This window comes from Gluconobacter japonicus (genome assembly GCF_015244665.1).
In the GTDB taxonomy this organism is placed as follows: Bacteria; Pseudomonadota; Alphaproteobacteria; order Acetobacterales; family Acetobacteraceae; genus Gluconobacter; species Gluconobacter japonicus.
Genome location: NZ_JABCQN010000002.1, coordinates 619,344 through 636,256, shown reverse-complemented (window position 1 = coordinate 636,256; position 16,913 = coordinate 619,344). Strand labels below are relative to the sequence as shown.

10 protein-coding genes are annotated in these 16,913 nt (G+C 49.2%); 1 reads left to right on the top strand and 9 read right to left on the bottom strand.

Annotated elements, in window-relative coordinates; genetic code table 11:
* Nucleotides 1-27: 27 nt before the first annotated feature.
* The 5 genes from HKD32_RS06280 to HKD32_RS06260 all read right to left on the bottom strand — a co-directional run bounded on the left by HKD32_RS06280 (nucleotide 28) and on the right by HKD32_RS06260 (nucleotide 8,407).
* Nucleotides 28-2,556, bottom strand: a complete 2,529-nt coding sequence (locus tag HKD32_RS06280; protein WP_194257718.1) for an amidohydrolase family protein — start codon at nucleotides 2,554-2,556, stop codon at nucleotides 28-30.
* A 40-nt stretch (nucleotides 2,557-2,596) separates the two neighbouring features.
* Complete coding sequence (locus tag HKD32_RS06275) at nucleotides 2,597-5,071, bottom strand: hypothetical protein (RefSeq protein WP_194257717.1); 2,475 nt, start codon at nucleotides 5,069-5,071, stop codon at nucleotides 2,597-2,599.
* Nucleotides 5,072-5,519: 448 nt separating this feature from the next.
* Nucleotides 5,520-7,190, bottom strand: coding sequence for a relaxase/mobilization nuclease domain-containing protein (locus HKD32_RS15175; protein ID WP_228118797.1), 1,671 nt, complete (start codon nucleotides 7,188-7,190; stop codon nucleotides 5,520-5,522).
* Between the two features lie 160 nt (nucleotides 7,191-7,350).
* On the bottom strand, nucleotides 7,351-7,758 hold the full coding sequence (locus HKD32_RS06265) for a MobC family plasmid mobilization relaxosome protein (protein WP_194257716.1): 408 nt from the start codon (nucleotides 7,756-7,758) through the stop codon (nucleotides 7,351-7,353).
* 214 nt (nucleotides 7,759-7,972) lie between these two features.
* The gene (locus HKD32_RS06260; RefSeq protein WP_194257715.1) at nucleotides 7,973-8,407 is read right to left on the bottom strand and encodes a tautomerase family protein; all 435 of its coding nucleotides are present in this window, start codon (nucleotides 8,405-8,407) and stop codon (nucleotides 7,973-7,975) included.
* Between the two features lie 514 nt (nucleotides 8,408-8,921).
* Between HKD32_RS06260 and HKD32_RS06255 the strand changes: the two genes are divergently transcribed.
* A complete protein-coding gene (locus HKD32_RS06255; RefSeq protein ID WP_228118796.1) occupies nucleotides 8,922-9,215 on the top strand; it encodes a DUF6538 domain-containing protein in 294 nt (97 codons plus the stop codon).
* A 53-nt stretch (nucleotides 9,216-9,268) separates the two neighbouring features.
* On the opposite strand, the gene HKD32_RS06250 is transcribed toward HKD32_RS06255, so the two are convergent.
* The 4 genes from HKD32_RS06250 to HKD32_RS06235 form a co-directional block, all read right to left on the bottom strand.
* A complete protein-coding gene (locus HKD32_RS06250) occupies nucleotides 9,269-10,543 on the bottom strand; it encodes an LLM class flavin-dependent oxidoreductase (RefSeq protein WP_234781785.1) in 1,275 nt (424 codons plus the stop codon).
* Between the two features lie 56 nt (nucleotides 10,544-10,599).
* Complete coding sequence (locus tag HKD32_RS06245; RefSeq protein ID WP_228118795.1) at nucleotides 10,600-11,580, bottom strand: ABC transporter substrate-binding protein; 981 nt, start codon at nucleotides 11,578-11,580, stop codon at nucleotides 10,600-10,602.
* The gene (locus HKD32_RS06240; RefSeq protein ID WP_194257714.1) at nucleotides 11,555-14,113 is read right to left on the bottom strand and encodes a TonB-dependent receptor plug domain-containing protein; all 2,559 of its coding nucleotides are present in this window, start codon (nucleotides 14,111-14,113) and stop codon (nucleotides 11,555-11,557) included. The genes HKD32_RS06245 and HKD32_RS06240 overlap by 26 nt, the downstream gene beginning before the upstream one ends.
* A 414-nt stretch (nucleotides 14,114-14,527) precedes the next feature.
* Nucleotides 14,528-16,867 carry a TonB-dependent receptor gene (locus HKD32_RS06235; protein WP_061932118.1) on the bottom strand — a complete coding sequence of 780 codons (2,340 nt, stop codon included), beginning with the start codon at nucleotides 16,865-16,867 and terminating at the stop codon, nucleotides 14,528-14,530.
* Nucleotides 16,868-16,913: the final 46 nt, after the last annotated feature.

The following is a 16,913-nucleotide window of genomic DNA, read 5'->3' as shown; positions in this document are numbered from 1 at the left end:
AGGAAATTCGATTGAGAGTTTCTGCTCTTAATTAACTATCGGATGATGGAATCGATAGATTCTACCGCGCTCATTCACAATGCCGAGACGCTTCACTACCTCAGTGTCATTCAAATCGTGCTCGCGCATCGCAGCGTATAAGAGATAAAATTCCGTTTCGAGGTCAGAGCCGAAAATGCCCGGGTCATCTGAACCGAGACAGACCATGATCTCAGGATCCCCCTCCACTAAATGCCCGGGAACACGCATCCAGCGAAGCGAATGGTGCTCCCTGATATGCTGATATTGGCTGATCCGAACATTGCTCGAAGGCAGAGTTTCGATCAAGACGCCCCGACGCGCGACTTCCTTCATCAATTGCTGCTGAAGCTTGATATAGTCGTCAGTCTTCAAAAAAGCAGATTTTATAACAATAAATTCCTCAGATCGCATTTGTATTTTTTTATCGCTTAACCATTCCCACAACAATGCCATATCCTGCGGCTGCTCATCAGCAGCCTTCCTGACTAATTCTCGCTCTTCCTGCCAGAGAAGACCGAAAGATTCTCCCTTTGAAGTTTTGTATTCAGATTGATTATACATGACATCAAGACGACTCAGCCCTCTGAGATCCATTGCCCGCTCAATAGCACTGGACGACAAGGGCCGTTGAAAAATTTGACACGCAATTTCTTCCAATTCTCTTTGCAAATTGTTCGTCAAAGCGACCAAGTCCGGAATATCACGCGACATCTTCCAAGCAGCCAGCATCCCGAGCATCCATTCGCCGCGCGGCAGCGTAATATTGCCCGGCATGCGCTCAAGCCAGAGCTTCGGGTGAATTCCCATTGCAGTACCGTGCCCGATACGGTCCCCGTTGCGCAAATCAAGAAAGTTAAGCGCTTCGTATATGACTGCAATTCCGGTCAATATATGTCGAAAATCTTCTCCGGCGTGATAGGTACGTCGTGTAAGACCTGCCCTGCTACAAACCCGAAACGTAGCGGCAAACACATCTGGCGGCGCATGCAACTCGTTCGCAGCGGCATCAATACCTCTAATCCAATGCCGCAGCATCGGCCAAAGTTTCAGGCAATTTAGTAAAACAATGGTTCTCTCGCGCAAATCACGATCCAGCCCATAATGTCGATATAGACCAGATGTTAGACCATGGCCCGGAGACCATGCTTGTTTTATGAAATGAACGACAAGCGCAAGACGGTGAATGCGACGATGGTCTTGACCATTTGTTCTAAAATATTGATCAAGTAAACTTAGAAGGCTCGTTAAAGAGGCTGACCGAATTCGCCCCATTGCAAGCGATTCTTCCGATGCGTCCTGCAAATACTCTAGATATCCTCCCAATATGGCTCGCAGTAAATGTTCCGATTTCTTCACTGTGTCTTTCGGGGCAAACCTTCCCTCCAGATATCCCACTTTGCTATAATTCGTCTGTAATCCGTGCATTGTACAAAAACGTGCCTTATATTCAGCCTCTGCACTTTCTCTCAATTCGGTATATGTAAATTTCTGGAACTGATCGAAGCCATATTGTTGTTCATTTTGCACTAGAAGCTGACAATATTCGTTTTGGATTAATAGATAAGCGTGAAACATTCGCGAATGTATTATACTGGGTCTTTGACGAAGCCTGACGATCAAGGTCGTCATCCAATCCAGTTCCCCTTGGATATCTCTCATTTCGGATTTTTCAGGCAAGATGTCTATCAACCCGACGGTCCATTCATCTTCGCCTGAGCTGCCTAATTGCGCTAAAGAAAACGGAAACTGCGCATCAGGTAAAACCCGGTTCTCAACGATCGCTCGCAGCCACACTCGAAGGCGGGCGGCGGTTCGTAAATGATGAAAGAGACGTGCCGGCCCAAGCTCAGGATTTACCTGCGCGACCAGTTCAGGCATTGAGGGTTTCTTTCTGTTGCCTTTCCAAGCGGCATTAAAACCTTTTATTTCTGTATATGGCGTTCGAAGTGCCCTAAGCCAGCATGTCTCCGCAAAAGTACTCCCGTTGAGATGCAGATGAGCTTCATGCAACCCTTCTTTCTTAATATATTCTTCAACTATCGATTCGTGGTAATGCAGTACAGGCATGAGTGTACGTCGCCACGGCACTTCAGCAACATCACTCGACCGATAAGCCCCCCTTAACTCTTCACTGTTTAAATTATGATCGCCGATGAATGCTGCATTTGCAGCTGCCTTAATCGGTAACACGGAGACCCGACTGACAATTCCCTGTTGCCACGCTCCCATCATCTCTTGTTTCACACGCGAATCACCATGGGAGGGCTCGATAAATTCACGAACCAGCGCATCTAGAGCGGCGAGCAATATGCAATGTCCAGAGGCTTTATTTTCTAAAGAATGCCAAGAACCTTCAAATATATGATCTGGATATCGCGCGGCCCATGGCTGAAAAGCTAGATATGTACGTTCTCTCAAGACGGACCATTGAAAATCAAACGCCAGATCCTTCTCCCAGAATAATTCGAGTATTCTATAATTCGAAATTAATATAGTAGAAATTACAGATTCCACTGAAGCCGCTTGCATACTCATATTATAAATGGTTCCATATTTATATTATAATAAAGAAAAATTATGAGCCGCCTGTTATAGATATATAATTCATTTCTTCGATAGATTCCTCTGAGCACATAATATTAAGAATATAGTTTGATGAAGTCGAATTTGGGAAAAATTTACTTAGACCATCAGCAAAAATATTATCCCTCTTGAGCAAGCCGACAATTAAAGGGCATGTTGCAATAATAGAAGTCATGGGAAAATCATTCCGTGTAATATTGGCAACGGATATTTTATGAATAAGCGTATCCACGGACGTACGCGGATTCGACCGACTCATTTCCCACCACATTCCTTCTTTGGAAGGAAGATGATGTTCATATTCTTCGATAAGAAACGCATTGATGATACAACATACAAAGATTTCCATAGTTGAAAAAACTGAAGGCTTCCGACGCAGCTCATCTGCAGCATTTTCAAGACTACGAAACAGACGGGACCATACTTTTCCTAAGAAAATTGAAGAAGGATTAATATTTTCATAAAGGTCTGTGCTGCTCTGTTTCCAATTAATAATTAATTCTTGAATTTCCGAGAACATGTGCATCGAATAATGTAGAAAATCTACTTCTTCTTCTAATGATGTAGTATTATCGACCTCATTAGGAGAAGACCAATCCGGCGCAGAAATAGTAACTGGCGGATATGATCGCATACAAACTTCAAATGCATTAAAACCATCTCGAGCAGTGAGCATTTTCTCGATAAGGCCCAGCAGAACGAAGATCGAAGCATATGTTCGCATCCCGAACCCGCTACTCACATTCACCATGGTAAATCCGAACATCATCAAACTATGCGATCCGCCACTATGGGCAGCACGTAGAACTGCTGTAGAGGCGGCTAGTTTTCCAGGGCGTCCTTTACGATTCAAGCCAATAACACCAGGCAGAACGACACGGGTTTTCTGCGAATTTTTGGTATAGGGCGCAGCAATCAGGGCCGTTGCTCGGCGACCCCAATCAAGACAGTCTTCGTCTCGACCGATTCCTATATAACCTACAAATTTGTGTGCTGCATTCGTTACAGAGTTTAAGTCTTTTGAATACGCTTGAGAATATAGTGTTATACTACCCGCCACCCGGAAAATATATTTCAGAGCGTTCGATGGATTGTTCTTGCATAGACGCGTGACCCCAGACGCCAACGCCACAAAGCAACGCCTGATATCCTGATCTGCTGAACTAGGCCGCAAATATGCCGCCGTATCGATATCTCCGTCCAACAATGCCAGATCAAAAACCGCCTGAACAAGAGACGGACCAGACTCTGTTGAAAGGGCATCTGTATCAATGGAATTTTTATATAAACTCGTCAGGCTCAATTCTAATAAAGAACGAGCCAGAGCATCTGTAACTTTACCATTTTGCTCATATTTTTTTACATATAAAAAGGGTGCAACCTGAGACAGTACTTGAATAACCGATCGAATCGGTTGATGAAGAATGAACCTGACGTAAAGATCAATATCTTGAGGAGACTTTACACAAAGTCCAATGCGAATAATTTGTTCGGAAAAATATTTTATTCCGTAAATATTATCATTTTTACTGGAAGCCCTAACTTTAATATCTTCTTTTAAAAGTAGAGCTTCAATAGGGAGTAATCGAATTCTATTTTTAATCGGGAATAGCTTTAACAAATATTGTTCTTCCAGATGGTTGATCATCTGGTCATATTGCTTGGGACGATCTCGTTTTCCAGTTTCCAATACGAAATCACGCCTGCCAGTAACCGTGGTTGAGAAATGTTGCTTTACCAATAGGGAATAAAGCTCAAGATCACCAGTGACGATCACCATAACAATCGGTATATCTAGATATTTTCTGATACATTCTAGAATCTTAATAGCATGCCTTGAATCTGTGTCGGCATCATCAAAAGCGAACATGAGCGCTCTGACACCTAAAATCCTGCAACCGACGGAAAACAGTTCATAGAGTCTGATACGCAAACTCGTGCTGTCGCTCGCCTGTTCTAATCCCCAGTCAAGAAAAAGGTCGGGATCAAGATCTTTGAGAGGATCGCGATCAGATAATAGGCTCAATCCTCCGGCAACAGCTCTGAAAGCCCGTTTCCAATCCCGATTCAAGTATTCATCTTCTCTTCGTCGACAATTTTGAAGGCGTTCTTCAACAGATTTTTTGAGTTTTTGCAAAATAACAAGGAGAATAATTTCACTGCCTTCAATGCGGCTGGGATCAATGATCGAAACGAAATTAAGCTTACCTTGAAGAGCCTGATCCTCTTGTAGCCCTTGTTTTACTGAACTCAAAAATGTCGATTTTCCCGCTCCCCGTGTCCCATCTAGAAAAAAAGTCCAGCCCGCGCCGGCGGCGTAATCGTCTGTAGCGCTCTCAAGACCGTCCAAATGAGCTATGACCCGCTCTCTAAGCGTGTCATAGCTTGCACGGTGTACTAATTGATCCCGTGTACGAGGACCGCTGCCGTTATCTAGACTCAAATCGATGATCACGGGCTCTGACATGAATAATTCGTTCCTCTCAAAGTGAGACAATGTAAGTCTCAATTTCATACAGTTAAAAAGCTGTTTTATATGGGATGTGTAAAGGCTTAATGTTACTCCGTAGACACATTATGTCGTGTGGACAAAAGCGCTATACGATTAGCTTGGAAAGCTACGCGCTATCGCGGCCACTGAGCCCAATTTTTACCATCAGGCCACGCGATTTCGGAGAGAGTGTCGCGAACTGGCTATTCGGGATGCACCGACTTAAGGGACTGCTCTCGTACCCGGTATGCGATTCACCAGTAATCGGGCACCTAGAGCACTACCTTCCTCACGGACGCTATCCGGAGTTTTCGATGATACGACTCAGCCTTCTGCTTGCCTGTTCGCATCACAATGTCCGCTTTCGAAAACCGTCCCATCGATTGGAATGCCCGGCACGAGGCGTAAGCGGTCCATCCGCTTTCTAAAGCGACATCTTTTGTTCCTGATGCCCTCTTCGGCCCCTCTCAAGAGGCTGAAGAGACATCCTATTCACTGGTTGCCCTACAGGCTGAGGTCGAGGCACAGCGTCAAGCCGTCTGATTTCATTCAATGCCCCCTGAAAGTCTCCGCACCTTTTGAGTGTCACGATGTGGGCCCTGACGTCATCAGGAATACGCCGAGGCGGTCGTGCAAGCGTTTGAAGCTGAACGACTGCCTGTTCAGCCTTCGCCGCTTCTGGCGCACGCTCTTCATGCCATTGTTCAATAAGACGGGCACGCTTGTGCTCCGCATCCCGACAATGCCCTTTCACCCACGCACGACATGCCTTTTCGTTGAGAAGAATGCCGAGAAGCTTTTGCCTGCTCTCCGCATACTCCGCACAACTCATCTGCCGTTCAATCGGAACAGGGAATTGCAATGGTGCAGGCTTGGTGCCACTCAGTCCGAGATAATAAAGAACCGCCTGCACAATATAGCGCAGGATTTCACCCAGCTGCGCTAACGCTTGTTGGAGAGCTTCTTCTGCCTTCGAGACTTTCTGTCCTTTGAACAGGACCCAACGCCCTGCTTCCAGCTCATCCAAGTCTTCGCGTGCACGTTGTACAGCCTCATGGGTCTTCTTCAGGCGCGCTCGTCCTTGCTTGATCAGATCCATGATCCGCTGGGATTGAATATCGAGCGGTATTTCCGGCCCATATTTTTTCTCAAGAGGATGCTTCGCGTTCAAAACGGCACGAGCTGCTCGCATTTCCGTCTTCCAGTCCCTGAAATAGATCTGCAATGCGGGGCTCAGACGCTCAGAGTTATTGAATGGCACAATGCGGGGCAGACGCTCTTGAATCCGAAGCCGTTCTGCCTTCGTCTCGTCTGTATGTTCTCGCGGGCTCAGTGAAACGCATCTGGCCTCTCGTGCTTCACTCTTTTGACGGATAGGACGCAGGTCCAAAAGCGGCTTCTTGGAGGCTTCGTCTTCAAGAAGCTCTCGGAAGTCTTTCATTCTGACTTTGGTCAGTCGCGTGAACGACCCAATTAACACGCCGTCAGATGTCTCAATGATGTGGGCCTCACGCCTGCGGTCAGTTCGATCTCCAGCCCGCATGTGCCAGTTCTTGCCCGACAGAAAATGCCTAAATTTCCGCAAATCATTCCCGGAGTTATCCCAGAACGTCATGATCTCCCGTCGTGCAGTGGGAAGATCAAAGTCCTGGCGTTCCGCCATCCGTCTTGCTTGTGACGTATAGGCGGCGACAGGAGGCGATGTTTTTTCAGCAGGAATCAGAGCTTCAACTTTTCTGGCAGCGTCATGCTCCCCGGACTCTCTGAGAGCTTTGACGATAGCTTTGTCATGCCGTCCTGGAACCAAAGCATGCCCCAGCCTCATCTCTGTCAGACGGGCCAGTTTTTCCAACCTGACCCATGAAAACTTGCTACTCAGCACATGGTCTTCTTGCCATTCCGGCAACAGGAGATGCCCATGGGTTTTCCCGTCTTTCTGATGAATCACAAAGGTCATTCGTTCGGGATCAGCCCCAAGTTCTCGGCAGATTTCTTCCGCAAAGTCAGACAGTTGCTGGTCCGTCATCGCTTCAGACGGATTAAAGGCTATGTGACGTAAGCCATACCGAATGCCTTCACGTCTCGCTTCTTTCATCCAATCCTTTAACAGGTAGTCACTGCCCAAAATAAGCCGGATAGTTTCGTTCTTCGGGCCAGAGAGTACATGGCGGGCAACTGCCTGGTGCCCGCTGCTGCTCTTAATTCTGGTTTCCTGCACAATCATTGTATCGCACCTTGCGAAGACCGATGCGTGTTCAGTGCACCAAGTGCACGGGAACAGAATGTGATGAAATCTTAACCCGCCGGAGACGCACAGGACGCAGAGTTTTCAGTAAAGTGTCCGTCCGGTCTTTGAGACGCTCGATGTGCTCCAGCGTGTCGGCACAGGCAACGGCATCGCCCAGATGAGCCATATGAGCGAGTTGGTTCAGGTTGTTGCCAATACGCGATAGCTCGCCCCGGAGGCTGCGGATCTCAGATCCGACATCTCTGCCTGAATGATGAGAAAATTCTGCATCGTGCATCAGGCTCCGAACCCATGCGGCCGTTGTGGCATGGCCAAGCGCATGAGCGGCATTGTTCCAGCGTTCTATTTCGCCAGGCGAAGCCCGAACGGACAGACGGGAAGAGCGGATACGGGATGGAGATGGAGCAATAGGCATAACGGGGCATCCTGTTTCTGTGGGGGTCAACGGGGGAGGTACTCCCCCTTGCCAGCTGTTGAATGGGTAGCCATTCGACACTGCTGGCTCAGGACAGAAGAGCCTCAGAAAACAGGATAGCAATTCAGAAACTGAATTTCAGAAAACGACAGAAGAAAAATGAAAATACTTCGACTTTGATTATTCTCTCCCATCGTTTGACTGAAAATAATTTCTACACAGGCTCAGCATTTTCTGGTGGATGACGCAGGTCATTCAATGAAATCGTTTGTCCAAACACACCCCAATTTTCGGGAGGAACATCACGCAGAACAATATAGACAGGCACCAAATCATCAGCGGCCAAACCAGCCGCTTCGCGGACAGCCTCTGTAAACCCAGCAAACAGTTTTTGCTTGGCGGCGGTGTCAAAGCCGCCTTCGAAGGCATTGACCTCAATGCCAATCACATTGCGACCGTCTGTTTTACCACCGTGATAAACCATACCCTCGGCGTATTCCCGAAAATAAATCCAGGTCGTACTGCGAACAAAAGGCGTGTCGGGCAGTTGTTCCGCATCGAGGGCGATAGTGGTCAGCGTCTCTGCCAAACCGTCCCGTTTCTCTTTGCTGAAGGTTCCAACCGGATAATTGATATAAATGAGGGGCATCGTTTGTCCTGACATCAACACAACGCAGAAAGGCGCTGGGACTTCGGACCGAACGTTAAGCTGCGAGACGTTACCCTCACAGCTTTGCTGCCATCACATGCCGGTGAAGCTCATTGGCGTCTCTCAACGCTCCTGGTCTTGAGGACGTTCGAAACGAAAATCGGCGGGCAACTTCCGGCCAATCGTCTTCAGAGACTGCAAAGCCTCTTCCTGGCTTTTGCAAGAAGGCTCCCGAACGTCCTTATCGTAATCTTCCTGCATCTCCGCCCCCTTCCCTCTTCTGAGCTTTCAGTCGCACAAGCACATGCGACCATATCGCTTCGATGGCGTCTTGACGTTACCAGAATGTCTGCCAGAATCCCGATGAGTATATGGCAACGGAAAGACTGGCGTCGGCGTTTTCGACGTATTTTCAAGGGTTTGTGTGCGGGACGCGTCCCGCAACACTAGGTTCGAGTCCCGCAGCAGAGCCCCTACTCTTTCTACAAAGGGCTTCTACGAAACGAGCCCTGCTGTGCTGATTCGTCTGCAAGCCGGTTTCCATTTCAGACGCGGGATTCCCGTTCGTTTTCGGCCTGCTCTGGGGAAACGGGAAATCTGGCACTCGCTGGAAACCCTCGACAGAAATCTTGCCAGAACCCGTGCCTGTGCCATGTATGGACTGACCTCTCAGCTTTTCGAGTGCATCAGTCTGGCCATGTCTTCATCGGAAGAAACATCCTCGCTCAATAAGGCGGTTGAGACCTTTCAGGAGGCTCTGGCCACCTCGGACCTGCATCCTGTCCATTGTCCAGACTTACGACAGTGAAATTCAGGCTCTAAAGGCACGCTATAAAACAATGAATCCAGCATTTTGTAGCTTCAAAGAAGCGGCAAACCTAAATTCTCACGCAATGTACGACCAGCATATTCCCGACGCAGAAGTCCACGTTTTTGCAGTTCGGGAACAACCAATGTCACAAAATCCTGAATACCATCCGGAGCAGACGTGAACATGATATTGAAGCCATCCGCAGCTCCCGTCCGGTACCAGCCTTCCATATCATCCACAATGGACTGAGGCGTCCCCACAAGAATACGATGGCCACCTTTGGTAAAAGTTTTGAGGACATCCTTTGTCGTAGGAGCTTCACGCCTGATCCAGTCCACAATAAGAGATTGTCGGCTCTTGTGGCTATTGGTCTCCTCCACGGCTTTTAGTCGGATAGGTTGTCCGTCTGGCCACTGAGACAGATCAATCCCCAAGCTGGCATAAGCGGAAAAACTGCGCAGAACCTCCCCTTTGTTCAGATAGCTCAGATAGGTTTCAAATTTCCCACGCGCTTCATCTTCCGTGCGCCCCACAAAAGGCGCCAACCCCGGAAGGATCCGCAAATGTGCGTCCGTTCGGCCGTAGCGCCGTGCCCGATCCAGAACGTCTGCCCTATAATCCCGCCCCGCGGCAGGATCATATTCTGCCGTGTAAATGACTTCACCAATGCGCGCCGCCAGTTCCTTCCCTGCCCCGGACGCACCTGCCTGTGCCAGAACAGGACGGCTCTGGACCGGAAGCGGTGAATTCAGCGGGCCCGCGACACTGTAAAAGCGCCCTTTATGATTAAGAGGGTGAACCTTGGCTGGATCGAGCCACTGACCATTCTCTTTGTCGCGCAGAAAAGCATCCGGTTGCACGCTCTTCCAAAGCCCTGTCACGACATCAACGAATTCATGCGCACGCTCATAACGCTCCTGATGATCGACATGTCGTGGCAGATTGAAGTTTTCGCCTCCCCCCGTCGCAGTCACGACATTCCAGCCAGCGCGTCCATTACTCAACCGATCCAGCGAGGCGACACGCCGGGCCACATTATACGGCTCATTGAATGTTGTGCTGGCCGTGCCGATCAGGCCGATATGCCGCGATGTGACAGCCAGCGCAGACAGAAGCGTAAAAGTGTCCCATCGAGCCAGCGCAGGCGTGTCAGCAATCGCCGAAGGGTCAGGGATTGGCAGCACGTTGTCGTACAGAAAGATGCTGTCAAAGCGGCCCTGCTCCAGAAGATCCACATAGGAGCGATACCGTTCAAAACTGATATCCGCGTCCACATCTTCACCCGGTGCCCGCCAGGCATCCCCATTCGTTGCGGAACCGGTCAAATATGCTCCAAGTGCGAAGCTGCGCCCTGGTGAATAAGACATCTACAACCCTTTTGTCAGAACGTGAAACTGCCATCCATGACGGCCTGTGCATTCAGTTTTCCAGAGATCATTCCCGTTTCAGTCATAAAGTCAGAAACTTGCTGTTGCTTGACAACGATGTCTGGCGTCAGGGGAATAATCGTCCCTCGCATCGTGCGTACGACATCCTTCGCTACAGGAAGGGATAGGCCGACTTCTTCTGCCCACACCTTGGCATAATCGTCTGTATGGGTTTGCATCCACTGATGCCCGGCCTTGAGTTGCTGCACATAATTCACTAGGCCGGCCCGGTTCTTTTCCAGCGCTTCACGAGTAGCAACGACGTAGCTCAGACCGCTCATCAGCTGACCGCCATTCACAATTTCCCGCGCTCCATTGGAGACTTTGGCGTCCGAAATATAAGGTCCCCAAGTTGCCCAGGCATCTACGGCACCCGTTTGTAAGGCCAGTTTTGCTGCTACAGGCGGGATAAAAACAAACCGAACATCCTTCGCGTGCAGCCCTGCCGCTTTTAGTGCGGCCAGAACGAGATAATGTCCGGTCTGCCCTTTCAAGGTCGCAATACGCTTCCCTTTCAGATCCGCAACAGAGCGGATGGCACTGTCTGGCGGCACGACGACAGCCGTTGTCGTCCCATCCGTTTGCACACCGGCGATCGCTGTTATTTCGTCAGACCCACTCTGGGCAAAGACCAGCGGCGCATCCCCGATCACCCCGGCATCAATAGCTTTCGCCGTCAACGCCTGTATCAACATCGGAGCCCCGGCAAACAGGCTCCACTGAAGGGGTGACGAAGCGTTATCTCCTATTCCTGCTGCTTTCAGAAGAGAGCGTGCCCCGCCCTTCTGATCTCCGATCCGCAGAGGTTCTGCGGCGTAAGCCCCCGAAATGCCATACCGGTTGACTGCAGCAAGGGAAAGGCCTGTCAGCCCGAGCATAAGGCTGCGTCGACGTGTCAGGATCATGAATTCACCAGCTCCAGGCAACTTTGCCATAGTAATATCCTCCCTCCGCCCCGTAGATGGCGGCGGAACTGTAGTTCGGGTTCACCTGAAGAAGAGACGCAGCACTCTGGGCTGTTGCACTCAGGGTCTGCGGGCGATGATTGAAAACGTTATTGCCGCCAACAGACACTTTGATGCGGTTCGGGAAGCGATAGGTCAGATCGAAATCCACCAGCCATGCCGGAGCAACGGTTTCATCATAAGCCGCCCCTCGATCACTCAGCAGCTTGGTTGCAGAGTACCGCGAAAGCCGAAGCGTGGTGGACCAGCGCTGAATATTCCATGTCGCATTCAGGCGAATGGTATTGCGCGGATAAAGCGTCGTGATGTTTCCGATCTGACTGCGGAACAGGGCCGTAATACCAGACCCTAAATTGACGTTGAGTGGATTGACCCGAATGATCTGATGCTGCTGCTGGTTCATCATCAGGCTCCATGTTACAGAGCCCGCACGGCCGAAGCGCGTCAGATAATGAGCTTGGAGATCGAGACCTGTCGCTCGCGTATGCGCGGCGTTTCGTTCGTAAGTATAGCCGTAGTAACGACCATCATTCGGCACAACACCAGCCTCATGCAGGATCTCAAGCACTCTGGCGCCCGCAACACCGGATCCCGCCACGGAAATCGGGACAATCTGATTAAAAATATCGATACGGTAAGCGTCCAGAGAGATATCCAAATTTTTAAGAGGGGTCAGAACAAAACCCACATTGAAGTTATGAGATGTTTCAGGCTTCAGGGCTGTCGCCCCGAGAGCACGCGCACCCGGATTATCCACGGACGCATAGGTCGTATAGGACTGCACAAGCTGGTTGGTGCTCGGATGGACGGAATAATAAAGCGCCGTGCTCTGGAAATACTGCTGCTGAAGTGTCGGAGCATGAAATCCATTACTGGCAGACCCTCTTAAAGCCAGCCATGGCGTAACCTGATACCGCAAGGAGACTTTGCCACTCAGCGTATTACCAAAATCGCTGTACTGTTCATCACGGCCAGAAAGATTGACCGTTAGATCCTTGGTCAATTTCTGGGTCAGATCCAGATAAAATGCCCCGTTCATACGGGAGTGCGTTCCTGCCTGTGATGGCGACGTAAAACCCAGACCAGACGCGCCCGGCAAGGCAGGGCTAGCATTTGGAAAGACGTAGCTTGCCGGAAAAACGTAACCGCCATCGGCATATGACGCTGTTTCTCCTGCCGAAACACCATATTCATTGTAACGATATTCAACGCCACCAGCGACCTGCAGTGGACTGGAAAACAGACCCGTTCGAAAACTGCGCTTGATATCGAAATCCGCGGTTAATTCCGAATTATCCAGCGATTGAAGGTGGAATTTATGCTGGCTGTCTGGACCCAGAGAGTTATTCAGCGTGTTCTGAATGCCAATGCTGCTGAGATTGCGTCCATAATTGACGCTCGCATCCCACTGCCACCCAAAGAAATCACGACCACGAACACCATTTGTGATCTGAAAATCATGATCTTCGGTCGTATCAGTCGGCAGGTATCCTTCAGGATAAACGCTCATGATATTCTGCTGGGAGTTGGATGGCCGATACCAGGCGGATGCAAAAACCGTACGATGACTATATGTCCCATAAGAATAAAATGTCGCAGCATCCGAAAGAGGCACCTCCATATTATAGGCGATGCTCTGCCGTTGAGACTCAGGCTGCCCCGAAATCTGACGATACCGATTTCCGTTCTCCCGCGGATCCTGCTGCCCATTCGCCAGAAGCGGATAGAGAAGAACGGCCTTTCCACCCTGCGTTCTGGGAACATACCCAGCGGTATTGGTCGCCTGGTTCCCAACGAATTCTGCCGTGATGTTCAGAAACCCGCTACGTCCGATTTTAAAGCCCTGATTGTAATTCAGGTTACCCCCACGCCCGTAGTCTCCCAAAGGGCCTATGGTCCAACCATACTGATTGTACCCTAACTCAGCACTTCCTCCATGATTGGCAGATTTGAGGATAATGTTGATCACTCCCGCGATAGCATCTGATCCATATTGAGCAGCAGCACCGTCCTTGAGGATTTCGACGTGATCCACTGAGGAAAAGGGAATCAGATCCAGATCGACAGGTGACTGTCCTTGCATCGCGCCTCCATAAAACACGGAAGACATCGTATGCCGACGCTTGCCATTCACAAGGACCAGCGTTTCATTAGCTGGGAGGCCGCGCAAAGACATGGTTTTCGTCGTAAAACCGAGCTGACCAGGATAGCCAGGTGTATTATTGATGGAAGGATCGAGCGCCGTCAGGGCATTCCGCAGACTGGTCTGACCGGTTTTCCTCAGATCATTTGCCGTGAAAATGGCAATAGGGGCCATGCTTCGAGAAGCTTTAACTGCCGTACGAGTTCCCGTTACGATGACATTCTCAGCCGATACCGTGCTGTCGTGATCTGTATCACCCCCTTCCCGCGCATCAGCAGGAGGCGATATCAAGGACGTGCAGCAGGCCCCCAGCATCGTGCCATATAAAAACCGCCGACGATAAGAAGCCGTCCTGAACATGAAAGATTTCTTTCCTGCACTCTGATTGAGTTACAGGAGGTAAAAAATTGTTTTCGCGAATAAAAACGAAATATCATTATCTCACGTATGACCAAAAATAATATAGAACTTCTCTGTATCGGATTGGTGCAGGAACCGGTTAGAAAACGTGGGCGTTATCGAAAGATTTGTGACAACAAAACTGAGAAAATCCCGCCTAATAGCACGAATTTCCCGCAGACCGGTTATCTAAAACTCGTAAAATCGTTGCTTGAACACTCCATTTCCAATCAGCCCGCGAGTAGGATTCAGCGCTTGATATCATCTCGATAAAACAACAGAATTATTATCACGAGACATCCATACAAAAACACACCTGTTATTTTCCTGCACGTCCTTCTTTAGGGCAGGGATTTGCAATTCATAGTTTCGATGTCAAAAATCCGAAGAAATTGTACCAGTCATTGAAAATCTGGGAAGAACATAAAAGGACGCACCGTTGCTTCCGGCAAGAGTGCTACCGTTGAGCAACGTGACGTTGCGATAGTTATTGGTAATCCCGGTTGTCCCGACGCGAATGATTGACCCTGTTAGATTTGAAAAATTCAGGCGGAATGTCGGTGTTTTAAGAAAATAAAGTGGTTTGAAATGATATCCAAGCGCAAGCGTATTCGTGACGAACCCAGGCATCCTCTGGTCATTTACAAGCGTTACAGATTGAGGACCTGTGTAGTGAAGGCTGAAGTTCCCAAAAAACCCGGCATTGCTATAGGTCAGACCAAAATTCGCTAGCAGCCGAGGCGTCAAAATAGATTGCTTCCCTTTTGTCGGAAGATAGGTGTCTCCATAAGGAATATTAGAATCAAACGTACCGTGCAGATACTCGACAGACGCGTAAGGACTGAAATGATGAACCTCGCGCCCTGCAACCATGGCATCAAAGCCACGAATGGTCTGATTCCCTGCATTTGAAACAGCATACGCCGTATTGGGAAGATAGGTTGTCAACAGTCGATTGGTGATATTCGAATTGAACGCTGCGATATCAACAGTCAGGTAACGGTTATTGTAGCGGTACCCAATCTGCTCGGTAATCGAATACTGATTTTTTGGCAAAGACGTGGAGGCGGAAAGCTGGGATGGAGAGGGTTGCCGGAAATCTCCCTCCGCATTCAGGTAAATCTGGCTATGCGTATCAAATTTGTACGAAACCGACAGATGCGGCAATGGTGCTGTCGAATTTGCACCAATAGTGAACTTGCTTAAGCCTGACGCCCTGTCCCAGTAATTAGACATGACATATTTAAAGCCAGCATTCACAAGCAAACGGTCGTTAAAGTATTTTGCAGTATCTTCAACAAAGAACGAGTTCAATTCATAACCGGCATCATACCTGTAAATGGCTTCCTGCCCGTTTTCCGTATAAAGCTTATAGGCCGCATCATTGGTTTGTGCATTGCGACCACTTTCCTGCGTCGCCATGGTCGGGAAGAAATAATCAACGGCATTGTTTTCATACCAATAGCCAAAAGACAGATGATTATGGCGGTCAAGGTCATATCCCAGCTTCGCCACAAGCCCGACCTGAGGCGACCAATGCTGCGCCCAGTAGGTGCTTAAGGGAGCCGAAGCATCCACTTTCTGTCCGTTTCCGTAATAATACGTTGACCCTGTGGACGATGGCGTCCCTGCAGAAGAACCGTCCCATCCAAAGCCAGTGGCAAAATAAGGAGAGAGATCAAAGCTCAGACGTTTATTGAGAATAATATGGGCTTGCGTGGTGACGAAAAACTGGTTCCAGGAGTCAATATTTCCCTGCCAGTAATTCCCGGCGGACGCGGAATTTCGGTCCCAGATATCTGTGCGATTATATCCGTTGCCAGTATGCTTGTAATTGTAAAACGTCTTGGCATCGGGATAGGCATCAATCGTAAACATTGAATTATTCCACGACCCAAAAAATTTTACGGTCGATCCATTCGTAAATTCCTTAAATAATCCAACATCAACATGCGTTCTCCGGTTTATCCCCGCACCCATCCATTGGCGCGAATGTGTGTTTGAAACCGAGATGTAAGACCTGATCCCAGAGTTTCCGATTTCTCCAGATTCCAACCGCACGAACTCACGCGACATATTGTTGGTACCATAGGAAAAATCCATACTTCCACCGGCCTTCTTGCTCGGTGTCCGTGTTCGTTCATCAAGTGTGCCGGCTGTAGCGTTGGAGGCCGGAGCATCAATGGGAGAACTCCCAGGTGTCATGGTCACGGTCTCGATATTTTCTGCATCCACATTCTGCTGAAGATACGCCGCCAAAGACGCAGGAGCACCATCCAGCAGTAAAGCGGTATCAGCATCAGTGAAGCCTCTCATATACAAGGCACCACCTTTTATTCCCGATGTATCAGGCATAGCGATACTGACACTCGGTAGATTTTGAACGACGTCCAGCCCCGTGGAAGTGGGGCTTCTCATCTCGATATACTGCCTCCCGACAGACTGCACCGCATACGAAGCCGTTTCGGCGCGCATCATACCGCCGCCGGAATCGTGTGCACGCCTTGACCCCCTAACTCCAACATTTTCTTCATCAACTGACATCAGGGATGTTCGACGAGGACGAAACTTTGAAGACGAAGGCGTGACAGGCTGCCTGAGCAGCGTATGCCGAGCGTGTGAGAACTTAGCAGCCTTGGCGTTTTGGGAGGCTCCCACAAACGTCATCGAACCCAGGACCGTACCAAGCAGCAAACGAGAAACCAGTGTTTTCACTTTTTCTTCTCCGACACCCGGATAGCGAGAGCAACACCGCCCATAT